Here is a 14398-nt window from a genome sequence, read left to right as displayed (position 1 = left end):
ATAAAACGTGACATTGCAGCTATCCTTCGTAGCTCCTTGAAAAACTCACCAATTGAAAAAAGCTTTTAACGCAATGATTGTGGTGGAGTAAAGAAGAGATGAAATGACAAAGGTTGGCAAATGTGCTTCCTTTTCGAAAGGGAGCTCCTTGCTAATCACATTAAATAACATTGCGCCTGAACTAAAAGCAATCATGGCATCAACGAATAGACCAGATGAGGGAGCTAAGCCGCCTGTAATGGCGCCAGCTAACGTTGCTCCACCAAGCAGATAGCGACCTCTGTTATTGTGCAATGGACGGTGTTTTTTTCCTAGATGATAGGAGAGCCCAATAAAGTGAAGACTTATAGCCAATCCATAGAAGAGTGATTCGACTTTTTGAACATCAGATGAAACCACAACATAAGAAATGATAAAAGTATAGACCATAAAGAAACTGATCTGTACCATATAAACGGTTTGTTCCTTCTGTTGTGTCGCTCCCTTCGTCTCAGCGAATGCATAAACTACAAAATAGACGAGTAAGGCAAGGAGACCAAGAAAATACAGTTCAGTATCAAGCGCCAGGGATCCCCCGAGTTTTTCTTGTTCTTCGTGAAGTGTTGGTAAAATATAAACAAACACATAAGAAATGGCCACACCGCCTGATAATGAGAGCAGCTTTTGCTCCCCTATGGGGGAACGCTCCACAATATTTAGTGCATATAGTTGAATGAAGATGAGCACAAGACCAATCACAATCGATTCAATTGAAATCATACGGTCTCCTCCTGAGATTGACTTTTTGGTTATTTCCTATTTAAATCCCCTTTGTTAGAACCAGGAGAAACTAGGCCTTAAATGGAAATTTTCATCCACCAAAAGTCTCAATGCTCAAACGGTGAGGCCATATCTTTTTAAAACATACCTTGTTATTCAGTTCCAACCTCATTTTTCCTTACGTTGATTGAACCATGTTGCTCTAACTTTTCACTTAAATTTTTTAATAATATCCAGCAATAAATACTGGACTGAAGTTAGTTCTTCCTCTGAATAAAATTCTCCATTTTTCCAAAGTCCATCTGTAGTAATACCAATTAGAGTTACCCAATCTTTGGGTAACTCTTTAGATAAGTTATTATAGACCTCGGTATTGAAGGGCTCCCAAGCCGCTACTATCTCCTGCTGATTTTTATAATTATTCAAGGATGCAAATGCTGTACTTTCCTCTCTTTTTGAAGCAGCCAAACAAGCATATATATATGCTTGAGTATAAGAGTCTCTTTTTTTACGTTCATTTTCAATTAACCCTCTAAAAATTTCTATAAGATATTCGTGTAGTTCCTTTAACATATCATCCTTGGATGAAAAGTGATAAATAAAACCACCTTTACTAATACCTGCTTCTTTACAAATATTTTGTATGGAAAAATGATTGACTCCCTGTTTTGCAAGAACTTTCACTGCAGATTTAAAGATAATTTCTTTTTTATCTCGTGCTTTCATTTTTGACTCCCTCAGAAAAAACTGACTTCCTTCGTTCATAAAATAATAGAAAGGTTATAATTCAGCGTAAACTACCAATCAATTTGATTACCATATACTGTTCTCATGGTCTCAATTGATTCAAGCAACTCATTTAGTCCATTGTCACTTGCATTTTTAAATAGCTCAACCATCGGTTTTCGATCATTCTCATAGTAGTGAAAAGCATCTCTATAGCCGTGTTCTTTTAACATTTTCGCCAGATACATCCCATCTTCTAACGCCCATGAAGCTCCTATTCCAGGTAGAGGGTTTGTCGCATGCAATGCATCACCAACAAAAACAACTCTTCCATGATACCAATGGTTCATGTTCTCTAATTCATAAATACTTCGTGGCAGAATCACCTCAGTATTTCTTAAAATTTCCCTAAATGGATTATTCCAATCCTTCGTTTGTTTCAGTAGCCAGTCTTTAATATAGCTTCTATCAGCGAGTTCAAGACTTGTAGCAGGAATTTTACGCTCTGATTTACCAATAAATTGCCAAAGAAGATCATTTGTTGGGCTTGATGAGCTTTTACTTATAAAGACACCAATATAATTATCAAAGTCAATATAGGTTTTCGCTTCAGTATCCATTTCCATATTAATTAAGCTGGATGAAGAAATTCCGTGAATCCCATAAAAACCAGAGTAAATTGGTTTAATCGTTGGATAAGTGATTTCTCGGGTTTTTGAGTGAATCCCGTCTGCCCCTACTAAAAGAGCTCCTTGTTCTGATGAACCGTCAGCAAAAAACGCTTTTACTCCTCGATGCTCTTGATTTAAATCAACTAACTTCTTATTATAATGAACCGGTATTCCCACTGCATTAGCTTTATCCAATAATATTTTTATTAATTTATGACGTTGAATAGTTACAAGTTGATTATTAAACAACTTATTTCCTGACGCAACGATACTCATTATTTCTTCATTGTCCGTATTATAGGTACTCTCTTTTCCAATTGGATAGCTGTACTTATTAAGTTCCGTGGTTAAACCTAGTGAGTCAAGTACATTAACGCCATTAGGAGCTAATACAAACCCAGCCCCTGTTTCCTTTTCAGAAGGGGAACCTTCAAACACTTCACATTTAATTCCAGCTTTATTTAAAAATAAAGCTGTAGTAAGACCAGCGACCCCACTCCCTATAATTAGAACGTTTGCTTTTTCTTGGTTCAAAATAAATACCTCCTCCACCCCAAAAGTTGTACCGTACGGTCGGTACAACTTTGAGTATAAACTATTCTAAGTAAACACACAAACTATAGAAGGTGGTCGCTTTCAGGATCGTTGTTCATGAAAAGCGCTCTTCGTAAAGATAATGATATGGTATCGAAAAAAATGCTCACTCCTTCTTAGAGTGAGCATTTTGCTTAAGGAACGACTTGTACATTTGTTAAAAACCATTAGCTCGTGCGTGTTAAACCTAAAAAGTTGGCGACGCCCTCTGCATGTTCAGCTGCAAGGGCTGAAATAAAATTTGGGTCCCTTAACAATGCTGCGTCTGAATCATGGTCAATAAATAAATTCTCGGTTAGGATCGTATTCGCCTGGGATTCACGTAGCACATGAAAGTTAGCCATCTTCTGGCCACGGTTTGGGGTCAAAGCATCGAAGTTTTGCACACCTTCGAAAATCAATGGGTGCATAATGCTTTGCAGTGCTCTTGCCCATGTTGGGTTGCTATCATGAATAAACGTTTCAAACCCTCGAGCACTCCCATCAAAGGCATTCACATGAATCGATACAAACACATCAGCCCCCCAACTGTTGGCATCATTCGTCCGAGTTTGAAGGTCAACAAACGTGTCATCCGTCCGTGACATCCGACGGTACATTCCTACAAAATTGTCCCGCAAATAAATGCTCATCTTTAACCCGATATCAAGGGCGATTTCTTTCTCAACAAGTCCATATCCTATGGCTCCCGTATCCCTTCCTCCATGTCCTGGATCAATATAAATTCGTTGCATCCATACCTTCCTCCCTTCTCAGTACACAAAGAACATTATTCCTTGCAAAAACAACCCATAATTGAAAATAGAATGCAAAAATTTTAGAAGGGGGATCAACATGAAAAAGAAAGAAAAGCATGTCTAAGATTTCATCCAGGACCATGCACGTTTTTTCAAGATCGACTGTTTCAAGGAGTTATAAAACAACCATTGGGACTATTAAGGGCAGCCATTGAACAGAACGATCAAGCATCCTCCGACCTGTTAGATTATATGAAAGTCCGAATGATAACGGGGAAGGAAACTGTTAAACCAGCAACAGTATCCATTCCTTCTGCATAAGAGATAAACAATGTTGTAAAAAGCCATAACAAACATTCGGATCATAGCTGAATAGATTGTTCACGTAACACCTTTGGTTCTTTCGCTTGTATTTTTGTTTTTTTATTCTTTCTCTCCAAACTAGGATGTAAACAAAGGAAGCGCGGTTCCCAAGCTTCCTCGCTGATCTCTATTTTTATTGATGATCACTTACTCCAAGCATTTGTTTTGCCATATCTTCCATCTCTTTTAGTCCAGATGACTGAGCAAATTCAGCAACAACAATGGCACCTGCGGCATGTAATTCAATGATGTGTTCTTTCATGTGTGACCAAGTTTTACCGCCTGCATTCTCGTAGGCATCTATTACTTTCTCTAAACCTGCCTCCCCAAAGACTAAATAGTGAGCAGTAAAATCACGAGATACATCAGTAACAGCCACTTCAGTCCAATCGATTAATCCTGTTACTTCACATCCTGTATTGATAAGAATATGTCCAGGGTGCACATCACCATGGCTTAACCCTGTGTGCTTTGGCCAAAGCGCATCATTAGAAATCCACGCTTGCCAACGATTCCAAAGTTCCTGATTTACACCATAGGTATCTTTCACATTTTCCATTCTAGATTTCATAGACTTTCTTGCTTCGTCACTGTTATACATTGCAATTCCAGCACCTTTTACATAGCTGGTAGGAACTTGATGGAGTTGAGCCAATAAACGACCTAATGATTGATGATAGGCAGCTGGACTGCTTTCGAAATCAAAACTCCACACATAATTTTGTATTTCAGGATCAACTGTACCGGCAGGTACACCATCTAGCTGCTTATATGCGATCAGTTCATTTGTGAAAATACTCCAGTCAGGAGCTTGGATATGCGTATTCCCATTCACGGCATCTAACACATATTTCTCTTGATTTGCTTTCGCCATCGAATCTGGCCGACGTGGAATACGTAAGATCCATTTCACTCCTTCTTCGTCTTTTGCATGAGACACAAGAAAATCAAGCCCTGATTCATTTATTTTCATCGTTTCTTCAACAACATCTAATCCTTTATCTTTTGCAAGTTTTTTTATATCTTGTTTATTCATGAGAATACTCCTCCGATCGTTTTATTTTGTTTGTCTTGCATACTCATCCCTCTGCCTTATCTTGTCCAATTCATTTGGAACCTAACTTTCAGTAAATTCTACGCAAGACTTTTTCAGCGCAAAAAAGCTGCAGAGGCTTGTCTGCAGCTTGAAGTAAACGATCCTTTGGCATATTTCTGGCGAGCCCTTCTAAAGAACCTTTAAACATCAGATCATTGAACTTATGATTGTGTTTAAACATAACTAAAGAAAGGTAGAAAATCCACCTTTCTTTAAACCTCATTCTATATTGGTTCATGAGTTTTAAAAATGGACAGACCAATCCCGTTTACTCTGAAAGTGTAAAACAGAGCCTTTGAACGTATTTAATTACGAGTTCAAAGTGCGAAAACGTAGTCTGATTGAATACATTTTTAAAAACCCTCCCTCTTTTTAGTACCTTACTACTGTAAAGGTGCATGTTATAGATGTCAAGCTAAAGTCCATGTATCAACGAGTGTTACAAAAGGGAGAAATCCATATACAAACTAACGCTTAACCACGAACACTGACCCTACTTTTTCATAAGTAGTATACGTCTACATCAAACATGGCAAATGCAGTATGGTTAGGAAATTCCGATAGATGCATTCCATTCCCAATTTTCACTCGTTAAGAGGTTCCCCTATTCATTCAAAATAGAGAAGTTATTCAGCAACCCCAATATAACAGCACCCTTTTCTTTCTCTACAATTTTAGCGTGGAGTTATTAACGCTTGCCGGATTTTTTTCCAATCGGGCAATTATTACAATAGCCAATGCCTTCTGGATCCTCTTCCAGACGATGATATAAGCAACAAGTTTGCCGATAATGAGTATTGGTGCTATCTGGATCAATTTTTAAATAGGAACGGATGGGGTTGCGCTCCCATTGGAAGAGGCTGCCGTCTGCCTGCTTAAGATAATAAAAATCGCTGGTAAGTTGCCACTGTTTTTCTGGACTAGGCTCGTTTGCCAATGCTTTTCGATACACGGAGTTCACACGAACGGCTACATTTTCCCAAAGGATATTGCTAGATACCCGGGTGGTATCTTTAAATACAGAGACCATAGGTGTAATATGGTAGGAAAACAACTCACGCAGCAAGTTTTCCCTCCAGGCTTCCCTGTCCCACTGTTCCCATTGCTTAAAGGGACAGGCCTCTTCCTGAACACACAGCTTTCGTTCACTGCTGAACATACAGGCTTGCATAGGAAGTGAAAGCGCGCAATTATAGGCTCCCATGCTGTACAAGGTGGAGGCCACAGTAAACCGAGCATACTGCTTCATAAATAAAGACGCAGCCACCTTTTTATTCGGGGCTTTGATATCCTCCATGTATTGCTGGAGAAACGAATGACAGACTTCTTCCGTCAGCAGGTCAACGATCGGTATCCCTGACGTGTGCTGGTTCTTACGCTTTACACCAAACGATTCGAGTTGTTCGATATTCAATGCTATCATTCCTAAATTGAAGATTAGAGGTACAAGAACCTACCCTCCACCTCTATAAGCTGATCTGGTTTCTATGCCTTTCTCCACTCTTTTCTTTTTGATAAGCTTTCTCAATTACCTATTTATAGTTTAACGGATGATGACGATAAATACCATCCTGATCAGCAATCAAATATAACCCCTCCAGCACTGACCGGCCCATGAATTTCTGCTTCCAGACCCAAGGGACTTGCCGTAATGGGGGAAACAGATTCGTAAAATACAGGCACGTTGCTTTTTTTCAACTCGTCCATATCTGTAACGGCTCCCGTAACCATCACTCCCGCCAAACCTGCCTCTTCGGCTTGGTGGACCCGAAACCCCCAACAAGCATGGTTTTTATTACCAGAGATATCATTTGCCTCTTGCAACGCTATATTCAACGCTCACCCACCCCCATTGGACAATTTTATGGACATAACCTCCCCAGCCGTTTTTTTACCTTGGAGAGTGTACAAGTATAGTTTCTTACAAAACCGAAATCTGTAAACCGCAGCAATTCCATCTCCTCACTAGAATCTTTACGCTTCCGTTCAAGAACCGCTACCATAAAAAGATCTCTCCTTTATACAAAACGGGTTAACGCCTTCGCTTTTTCCAGATGGCATCGCTCCAGGTACACTCCCTATATCCAGTAATGGGCGCACGACCATCTTCACCGGCCATTTTTCAGATGTAAACAAAAGGTGGTGAATCTGTTTCTTCTCCGAATTTGAAAGATCAATAGCCTGAAGCGCCTGCTTCCATTCTTGTTCTGTGATCTCCCAGAATTGCTTTTCAGGTATATGAAAATTCTCCGAAAGGGTCTCCATAATAGAAGCCATATTCACCTGGGTGCCCAAGGTTTGCACATAAAATAGCAGTTCTTCTATCGTGTCGTTATATAAACTGTTAGAATACCCTGGCCGAATGAGGTATTCGGGATTGTCAAGTTCATGCTGTTGTGTATAGGGGGGATGGAGCCGAACCGAATCATGATCCCTAAAAAGAATGGCCACCGGTCGAATGCCATCGAACACCAGACAACAATTTTGACCGTGAATCTCCGGCACCACTCCGACTTTAAACAGGCGCATAGCAACTTCATAGAACAACGCAGCAATATCTTGATAAAACTGAAGAATGGTGGCCTTCGAGCACTGCTTCCCTAGTAATTGTTGAACAAAGGCGAAGCTCGCTTCCCCAGCACCTAGCGATGACATAGCAATGATCTTGTAATCATCCGTGAGCAATTCTTGGGGATACTCACGTAGTTGTGCGGCCAAGTGACGCGGATGATCATCAAAGAGACCCAACGAGGGGGGAAGGTATCCCCACCATGCGTTTTCTTTACATACGTACACGATTTCTTTTAATCGATCGTCACAAGCGATCGCCTGGCGTAGCAACTGTTCTCCCGAAATGCCGTTCATCAGTTTGACAACCGGCAAGTATCGGGCAGCTCCCAATGAAGCCACGCCAATAGGGAGTTTCAACATGTTCCGTGAACGCTCAGATGGAGCCATCGAACGAACAGAAGAGGTGGCCAGATAATTTCCCCCTCGTGTCATTAACGGAAGAATCGTTTGCTTGGCCATTTCCTCTTGAAAATAAGGTTCGATTACTTGACTCATCTGCCATGGATGAACAGGGATAATCGTATATTGCTCACGATCCACACCCCTGTTCGTAATTTCCTCTTCAATTACCGACCGTTCCTGTTCAGGTAACAGATCAAGACACGTCGGCTTTCCCTCAACGTCACCGTTAACCACACAATCATTGGCAATGCCTATCCAGCAAAGGGGAATGGCCTCTTTGAATTCAGCCATGTATCGCTGATAATTCTCTATATCAAAACCCACTTTTGCCTTGGAGACTGGATGAAAGGGTCGGTCTCTGAGCGAAGCGATTTTCTCACTTTCCATAAACCATTCGTAGGCCGTACGTGGCGGAAGTGATTGTTCTCTCTCCAATTGCTGTAAACTAAGGGCTAACTGCTCAACCGATGTTTCCACGCTCCTAATAAAGTTTTCAACTCCTGTTCCCCCACTCGGTCGTAGCACAAAATTCGCAAGTTCAACAGCCGTTTCAAGCCACACCCACTGATCCTTCTGCCTTCCATAGACAGGGGTCCCAGCTTTCCATTGCACACCTTGACGTTTGCTTTTTTCCAGCTGCAGACATAATGCTCCTGTATAAATCAGAGCATCTTCCTCCGGGCAAAACAACACTTGAATTTCTTTCGAAGCATTTCGAAATGAAAGGAGATTTTCGGCGTTGACGGGAATGATCTCCTCTGCAATGAAGGCATTCACCAGATCTTTGAACACGATTCTTTCAGCGCTCATTGCTGGTGAGTGATACAGTACTTGGTTCATCTTTCATCCCTTCTTCCTTATACAAAAAATCTGGATAGGGGTGGCCGAGAAAATCATGATGGGAGATGGTCCAGCTGTAAGCCCCTGATTTTTCAAACACAACAATATCACCAACACGTAATTGTTTGATTTTGGCCTCGGAATGGAACCGGTCTTTCGGAGAACACAGCTCCCCCACAAGGGTGACAGAACCATTGTTGATGCCAGGACGCTCAAAATCGTATTTCCATTGCTGATCGTCGATCGAGATAATCGAAAACGGATGATCATGCCCCCAGGAAGCTGGGAGGCGCTGATGATGGGTTCCCCCACGCAAAATCGCAAAGTTTTGGTTCATCGATGGTTTAAGGTCTATCACTTCAGCCGCATAGTACGCACAATCAGCAACAATATAACGTCCAGGTTCAAAGAACAATTTGGTTTTTCCTAACCTATGATGCATACCGCTCCGTTTAAACAAGGTTGTAAACCGTTCCCAATCAAAGCTTGGCTTGTCATCATAAGAAACACCAAACCCTCCGCCGACATTGACCACACGAACTTCTACATTGAATTTTTGCTTCCATTCTTCCACCTTTTCCATATACAGAAGGATCATTTCCATATGCCGGTCAGCATGCATGTTATTGGAGAGAGAGTGAAAGTGAAACCCCTGAAAATGTACATGTGTATTTTCAGAGTCCTGTAGAATTGCTAACGCCTCTTCAATGTTCCATTCATCCATCCCAAAAGGGCTCGGTTTCCCAGCCATCGTAACGTTCGTGACCGGCAATGTATGATCGTGAAGATTGACACGCAAAAGGATGTTAGTATCAATATCCATACGGGTGGCTACGTGAATTAACTTTTGCAGCTCCAGCAGACTCTCAACGTGAATATAGGAAATGCCTGTCTGGAGCGCCTGTTCCAGTTCATACTCTTTTTTTCCCGGTCCTCCAAACAGCACAGGAATTTCCGCCGATACATGACGAACCCTTTGCAACTCTCCCAGCGAAGCAACCTCAAATCCATCGACGTGCGGCAATAACGTTTCGAGTATTTTGGGATCTGGATTGGCTTTGATGGCATAAAACAACCGAGTTTTCTGCGGAAGAATGCTTGCCATCGATTTGATGTGTGATTCTAAGGAGGGGAGGTCATGCATATAGGCACATACTGGTTCATCCTTTTGTTTTTTAAGTTCTTTGACCCATCTTCTGATATTCACCTGCAAACCCATCAACTCCTTGTTAAACTCCGATAGTTAGCCAATTTTTCTTGATAGGCACGAAAGGCTGTTCCTCTTTCATCTCCGAGAACAAAAATCTTGGCTCCTTTCTCAGCCCACTCTAAGTGCTGCTCCTGGTTCCGGGAAACGACCGCATAGGGGACCCGAAGTTGGCAGGCGGTCTGCAACAACGATTGGAGTTGTGTCTGGATGATAGGGTGATCAACTTCCCAAGGGACAGAAAGGGACTGGGAAAGATCAGCGGCCCCTTCCAGAACAAAGCTTGTACGAGGGCATGAAAGGATATCTTCCCTGGCCTCGATCCCTTTTTTGCTTTCAATCATAGGAACAAGGAGGATTTCTTCGTTCGCTTTTTTGATGTATTCTGTTAATGAATACTTGGCAAATGTGCCTGCTCTTCCGCTATTCAGGCTTCGTTGTCCAATCGGATGATAAAAAGCGTGCATGACCGCAAGATCCATTTGTTCGCGGCTTTCCACATGAGGAATAACAATCCCCTGAGCTCCGGCATCCAGCACTTTCAAAATATCATGACGATGAATGTCCGAAATCCGCACGAGTGAAGTGATTCCTGTAATTTCAGCCGCCCGAATCATTTGTTCTATCATTTCTTTGCTTAGAGGGGCATGCTCATCATCAATGATGACAAAGTCAAAATCGGCATGCCCTACCAGCTCTACCATCATCGGATGGGGAGTGGAGATAAACAAACCGTAGACGTCCTGCCCGCTTTCGATCTTTTGCTTCAAGCGATTAGATCTCATCATGTACTTCCCCTGCTTCCCGAAGAGGATTGCTTACGATTCGAAAATGTAATGCCCCATCCCCATAGAGGCGACGTTTTGTCATTTCCTCAATATTAATGTCAGCGGCGAACAAATCAAACTGTTCAAAGCGCCCTTGATATTCCGGAAACTCACGTTGATGAAGGAGGATAACACGCCTGCATAGCTGCCAAAATCGTTCTTCACTGATGCTATAACGTTCAAAGAAGAAAGCAAGCTCGGTCATGCAAATAAAAAACAAGGCATCGTATAAATAATCTCGGACTTCCGCACTCGTTTCTGCTTTGATAAATGAATAACGGTTAACAGAGCGATGGGCTTCCGGCTCGGAGCAAAGGAAAGGCATCCGCTCTGGTTCAAGAAGCTCCTCGGGCACAAAGCGCACTCCGTCATGCAAGTCTTTCACGAGGATCCGCCTCGGCCATCCTTTTTCAAGAACAAGAATAATGTTTTGCGCGTGAGCTTCAAGGGCAACCCCATGTATCAGGAGCAAATGGATCAAGGGAGTAAGGACCGTTTCAACGAGCGCTTCACACCATGCCTCTGCTCCATAGTGGTCAATAATTGGCTGGATCATGGGTATTTGGTTTTTTTGCATGTGCGTAACGGCATTGAGGGGAAAAGCAGTTTCCTCTTTGTTCACATAATTCGAGATATTCTCTCGATAGATGACCCCTAACGTGCCGTACAGTCGCTCAGACGGAATGTCAGATCCCTCTTCTCCTTGATAGGAAGCCCCGACGGTTTCCCGAAGAAGAGCAAATGACTTCTTCTGCAAAAATTCATCCTCGTCCACGAGTGCTTGTAGCCAATCGCTGATCTTCGGCGCATTCTGAATCGTATGGCTTGCCAAAATCCGGCTCGAAGAAGTATTTGTAATACTAAGGGGAAGCTTTACATAAGCCGCTTTGGGATTAGTTCGATGACCCAGCGACCGAATCGACTGCTGCGCCCGATACACTGGTTTCGAGTACCCCAAAAAAATAACCTTTCCTTCAGCCAGTGGCTCTGTCAATTTATTTTGAAGATGATGTTCCCACTGCCACGGATGTACCGGCATCCATATCATCGATCTCTTTTCTGCTTCTTTGTTAAGCAGTACCTGCCGAAAACGTTCCTGTTCTTCCAATGAAAGGTGTTCATGGATCACCCTGGCTATTTCATTTTCTGCCGATTGAGCGATCGCAGCCTGATTGGGCTCAATAGCAAGCCAGCATATAGATAGAGGCCTGTTAAATTCCGGACCGTAGCTGGCATTATCCGCTAATGAAAATCCCATTCTCGATTTATAGGAAGGGTGGTAGGAATGGCCCTCGATCAGTTCGCTTTCCAGTTCATCATAAGTGACTTCGTAAAAAGGAAGGGGTTCCCTCTGTTGTTGCTTGGACTGAGCATCTTTAGCAAAAGTTTCAAGCACTTCTTGAATAAATGAATCAACTTGGGCTCCTTCGATGTTATTTTGCACGACTTCTTCCAAAAAAAGATGGAGATCGGTACAAGACGATGCTTCACGTAAAAATGAATAAGGCTTAACTTTCACGCGATTGAAGGACCACTTTCGTTCTGCGTTAAATGTGTAGATCACATCGTTTCCAGTTTTCGTTTTTCCTTTGATTTCCCAGTTGGCCCCTTTTTGTTCGGTTTCCAAAATACCCTCAAACATGAATGCTTCCACCGTCTGGCGCATGATCCGATCTTTCACTTCAGCAATAGTTGATCGTTTCGGTGCAAATATAGGGATTTGGCTCGGCATCCTACTGCCCCCTTTTTTGGTTCATAAGATTTGCGACAGGTACATATTGAGGGGTGTCCCCATTTTCAAAGAAACAGCTGACCATATTCTTTTTTGCCAAAAAAGTCTTTACAGATCGTATTTCTTCGATAAACGTATTCCCTGTACGTCGGCCTTCCCGGCCCAACACTTCATCTACGATCTTCCAAACGTTCTCTTCTTGCACTTCCATGACTCTTGCGACCGTATGAATCAACGTTCCCAGATGGTTGATTAAAAAGTAATAACAGGTCCGCTGCTTTGCCTCTTCTTTAGTGTAAAAGAGCGTATCTGCTCTTTCGGTTCCAACTGGCGCTTTTTCCCTCTCCACACTCACGCCTTCCAAATCTCTCATGATAAACTTCTCCGGCATCCCCTCGTTAAGCGTCACTAAACTGTTTTGTAAGTGGGATTCAAAATGAATTCCTTTAGCATTTGCCTCCCGCATTAGCGGCAATAATGAGATGTCCAGATAGCGATACAACCACTCTTTCAGCCGCTGGACCGGAACCAGATGCTGCAAACGGGGGAGACGACTGATAGGATCTTTCTCCACAAGGCTTGAAACCACAAACGTAGACGAGGGATCAAAACCGACCGGACGATAGGCCAGAGTGAACAACTCTGAGAGATGCTCATCAAACGCGCATGACATTGTCCCTGTCTCATAAGAAACCTCAGTATTTGATTCATTGCTAAAACATTGGCTGTCGATTAAGTAACGACTCGCTTCCAGGGTTCGTTGCATTTGAATAGACGTATTATTTCTCTTAATGTTGGTAATTTGTAAATTTAGCGGAAGTTTCAAATTGCATTTTTTTTCTGGAAGATAAACCGTGCGGACAGAAGATGTAGGAAAAGCTTGTGGACCGAGAATTCCCAGAAAAACAAGCGCCTGTTTTTCTTGATACTGCCGGATAGGTTTGAGCGTTTTTACATGCTGATATTGCCATGGATGCATCGGCAAAATTCGATATTCTTGATATCGCGAACCTAACTGTTTCTTCGCTTCACGATCAATTTCTTCGCCCCAGGAAACCTCTCCCCCACTGATCCAATCTTCCAGAAAGAAATCGTGTCGGACAGCTACGTAACCAAGCTGGAAAAACGAACGGCATTCCGGGCTGTATCGATAAATTTCTTTGTCCTGAAGTCCTTCCCGGTTTTTTGGAAATGGGTGAAACGGATGTCCGTAAATCAGCGACTGCTCAGAGCTGATATAATCCTTCACCGGAAGCGGTTCCGCTTCCTCAATAAACAATGACAATTTATGGAAGCTGTTACTTACTTTCTCCATGAATCTCATTTTTTGATCCGGGGAAGCGGCAGGTTTAATCACGCACAACTCCCGAATAATGAGAGAAAGGATATCCTTGTAACCAACATCTTCCCCTCCTATAAAATAGTTGACGTATTCGTGCTCTCCGATCGCTGAATAATATGCAAGCTGGCCAAAAACTTCAGAATGGCTGGCTGGAAAATCTACTCGATAACGGTTGTCCACATGGTCAACCGCTAGTGCCCTAGCCCCTCCACATTCTCTTAGATAACAATTTAATAATGTTTTACAAGTATGGTGATCCGCTTCTTCTTTGCTTCTAATTTTCAATTCCTGCATGTTTACCACCCATATTTAATCGTCGTCTTGTTAACATTAAAGCGAGCGGAAGTGTTTTCAACATAAATACACCTAGCAAAACCCATAGTTCCTGGATCGTCTGCCATTGTGCTTCTGTAGTGCCATTCCTTACACCTTGAAGCATCGGCCACCGATTCAGATCAACTTTTTTCTTCCCAAGCGGTCACAAAAGATACAACGTACTCAACAAACTTGCCCTGGCTGTAGAGTTCTAAT

The 14398-nt window shown here is 42.4% G+C and carries 14 protein-coding genes; 1 reads left to right on the top strand and 13 read right to left on the bottom strand.

The annotated features are described in order from the left end of the window. Positions 1-45: 45 nt before the first annotated feature. The 4 genes from HNR44_RS15000 to HNR44_RS14985 form a co-directional block, all read right to left on the bottom strand. Complete coding sequence (locus tag HNR44_RS15000; RefSeq protein ID WP_184405156.1) at positions 46-759, bottom strand: hypothetical protein; 714 nt, start codon at positions 757-759, stop codon at positions 46-48. 210 nt (positions 760-969) lie between these two features. Then, positions 970-1485: a TetR/AcrR family transcriptional regulator gene (locus HNR44_RS14995; protein ID WP_184405155.1), complete on the bottom strand. Its 516-nt coding sequence runs from the start codon at positions 1483-1485 to the stop codon at positions 970-972. A 71-nt stretch (positions 1486-1556) separates the two neighbouring features. Continuing rightward, positions 1557-2690 (bottom strand): FAD-dependent monooxygenase, encoded by a 1134-nt coding sequence (locus HNR44_RS14990; protein ID WP_184405153.1) that lies wholly within the window; start codon positions 2688-2690, stop codon positions 1557-1559. 227 nt (positions 2691-2917) lie between these two features. Further along, a complete protein-coding gene (locus tag HNR44_RS14985) occupies positions 2918-3484 on the bottom strand; it encodes an N-acetylmuramoyl-L-alanine amidase family protein (protein ID WP_184405152.1) in 567 nt (188 codons plus the stop codon). Positions 3485-3676: 192 nt separating this feature from the next. Between HNR44_RS14985 and HNR44_RS17865 the strand changes: the two genes are divergently transcribed. Continuing rightward, positions 3677-3808, top strand: a complete 132-nt coding sequence (locus HNR44_RS17865; protein ID WP_281381437.1) for a hypothetical protein — start codon at positions 3677-3679, stop codon at positions 3806-3808. 175 nt (positions 3809-3983) lie between these two features. Here HNR44_RS17865 and HNR44_RS14980 read toward each other — a convergent pair whose 3' ends face one another. From HNR44_RS14980 to HNR44_RS14940, 9 genes are all read right to left on the bottom strand, one after another. Then, positions 3984-4886, bottom strand: a complete 903-nt coding sequence (locus HNR44_RS14980) for a macrolide 2'-phosphotransferase (protein WP_184405151.1) — start codon at positions 4884-4886, stop codon at positions 3984-3986. Between the two features lie 748 nt (positions 4887-5634). Beyond that, positions 5635-6360, bottom strand: a complete 726-nt coding sequence (locus HNR44_RS14975) for an IucA/IucC family C-terminal-domain containing protein (protein ID WP_184405150.1) — start codon at positions 6358-6360, stop codon at positions 5635-5637. Between the two features lie 161 nt (positions 6361-6521). Beyond that, positions 6522-6782 carry an RraA family protein gene (locus HNR44_RS14970; protein WP_184405148.1) on the bottom strand — a complete coding sequence of 87 codons (261 nt, stop codon included), beginning with the start codon at positions 6780-6782 and terminating at the stop codon, positions 6522-6524. A gap of 150 nt (positions 6783-6932) precedes the next feature. Next, positions 6933-8759, bottom strand: coding sequence for an IucA/IucC family protein (locus HNR44_RS14965; protein WP_184405147.1), 1827 nt, complete (start codon positions 8757-8759; stop codon positions 6933-6935). Then, positions 8719-9966 (bottom strand): alanine racemase, encoded by a 1248-nt coding sequence (locus HNR44_RS14960; protein ID WP_343069554.1) that lies wholly within the window; start codon positions 9964-9966, stop codon positions 8719-8721. The genes HNR44_RS14965 and HNR44_RS14960 overlap by 41 nt, the downstream gene beginning before the upstream one ends. An 11-nt stretch (positions 9967-9977) precedes the next feature. After that, complete coding sequence (locus HNR44_RS14955) at positions 9978-10754, bottom strand: aldolase/citrate lyase family protein (RefSeq protein ID WP_184405144.1); 777 nt, start codon at positions 10752-10754, stop codon at positions 9978-9980. Continuing rightward, complete coding sequence (locus tag HNR44_RS14950) at positions 10741-12525, bottom strand: IucA/IucC family protein (protein ID WP_184405143.1); 1785 nt, start codon at positions 12523-12525, stop codon at positions 10741-10743. The genes HNR44_RS14955 and HNR44_RS14950 overlap by 14 nt, the downstream gene beginning before the upstream one ends. Position 12526: 1 nt before the next feature. Then, positions 12527-14161, bottom strand: coding sequence for an IucA/IucC family protein (locus HNR44_RS14945; RefSeq protein WP_184405141.1), 1635 nt, complete (start codon positions 14159-14161; stop codon positions 12527-12529). Further along, the gene (locus tag HNR44_RS14940; RefSeq protein ID WP_184405140.1) at positions 14142-14306 is read right to left on the bottom strand and encodes a hypothetical protein; all 165 of its coding nucleotides are present in this window, start codon (positions 14304-14306) and stop codon (positions 14142-14144) included. The genes HNR44_RS14945 and HNR44_RS14940 overlap by 20 nt, the downstream gene beginning before the upstream one ends. Positions 14307-14398: the final 92 nt, after the last annotated feature.

It is taken from the genome of Geomicrobium halophilum (genome assembly GCF_014207655.1).
GTDB lineage: Bacteria > Bacillota > Bacilli > Bacillales > Marinococcaceae > Geomicrobium > Geomicrobium halophilum.
The sequence above is the reverse complement of the archived record's forward strand: the minus strand, read 5'-3'. Positions and strand labels throughout refer to the sequence as shown.

What these genes read in the sequence shown, in the direction of transcription:
- HNR44_RS15000 (WP_184405156.1), bottom strand. Translation starts at nt 759, where the DNA reads ATGATTTCAATTGAATCGATTGTGATTGGTCTTGTGCTCATCTTCATT.
- HNR44_RS14995 (WP_184405155.1), bottom strand. Translation starts at nt 1,485, where the DNA reads ATGAAAGCACGAGATAAAAAAGAAATTATCTTTAAATCTGCAGTGAAA.
- HNR44_RS14985 (WP_184405152.1), bottom strand. Translation starts at nt 3,484, where the DNA reads ATGCAACGAATTTATATTGATCCAGGACATGGAGGAAGGGATACGGGA.
- HNR44_RS14980 (WP_184405151.1), bottom strand. Translation starts at nt 4,886, where the DNA reads ATGAATAAACAAGATATAAAAAAACTTGCAAAAGATAAAGGATTAGAT.
- HNR44_RS14965 (WP_184405147.1), bottom strand. Translation starts at nt 8,759, where the DNA reads ATGAACCAAGTACTGTATCACTCACCAGCAATGAGCGCTGAAAGAATC.
- HNR44_RS14955 (WP_184405144.1), bottom strand. Translation starts at nt 10,754, where the DNA reads ATGATGAGATCTAATCGCTTGAAGCAAAAGATCGAAAGCGGGCAGGAC.
- HNR44_RS14950 (WP_184405143.1), bottom strand. Translation starts at nt 12,525, where the DNA reads ATGCCGAGCCAAATCCCTATATTTGCACCGAAACGATCAACTATTGCT.
- HNR44_RS14945 (WP_184405141.1), bottom strand. Translation starts at nt 14,161, where the DNA reads ATGCAGGAATTGAAAATTAGAAGCAAAGAAGAAGCGGATCACCATACT.
- HNR44_RS14940 (WP_184405140.1), bottom strand. Translation starts at nt 14,306, where the DNA reads ATGCTTCAAGGTGTAAGGAATGGCACTACAGAAGCACAATGGCAGACG.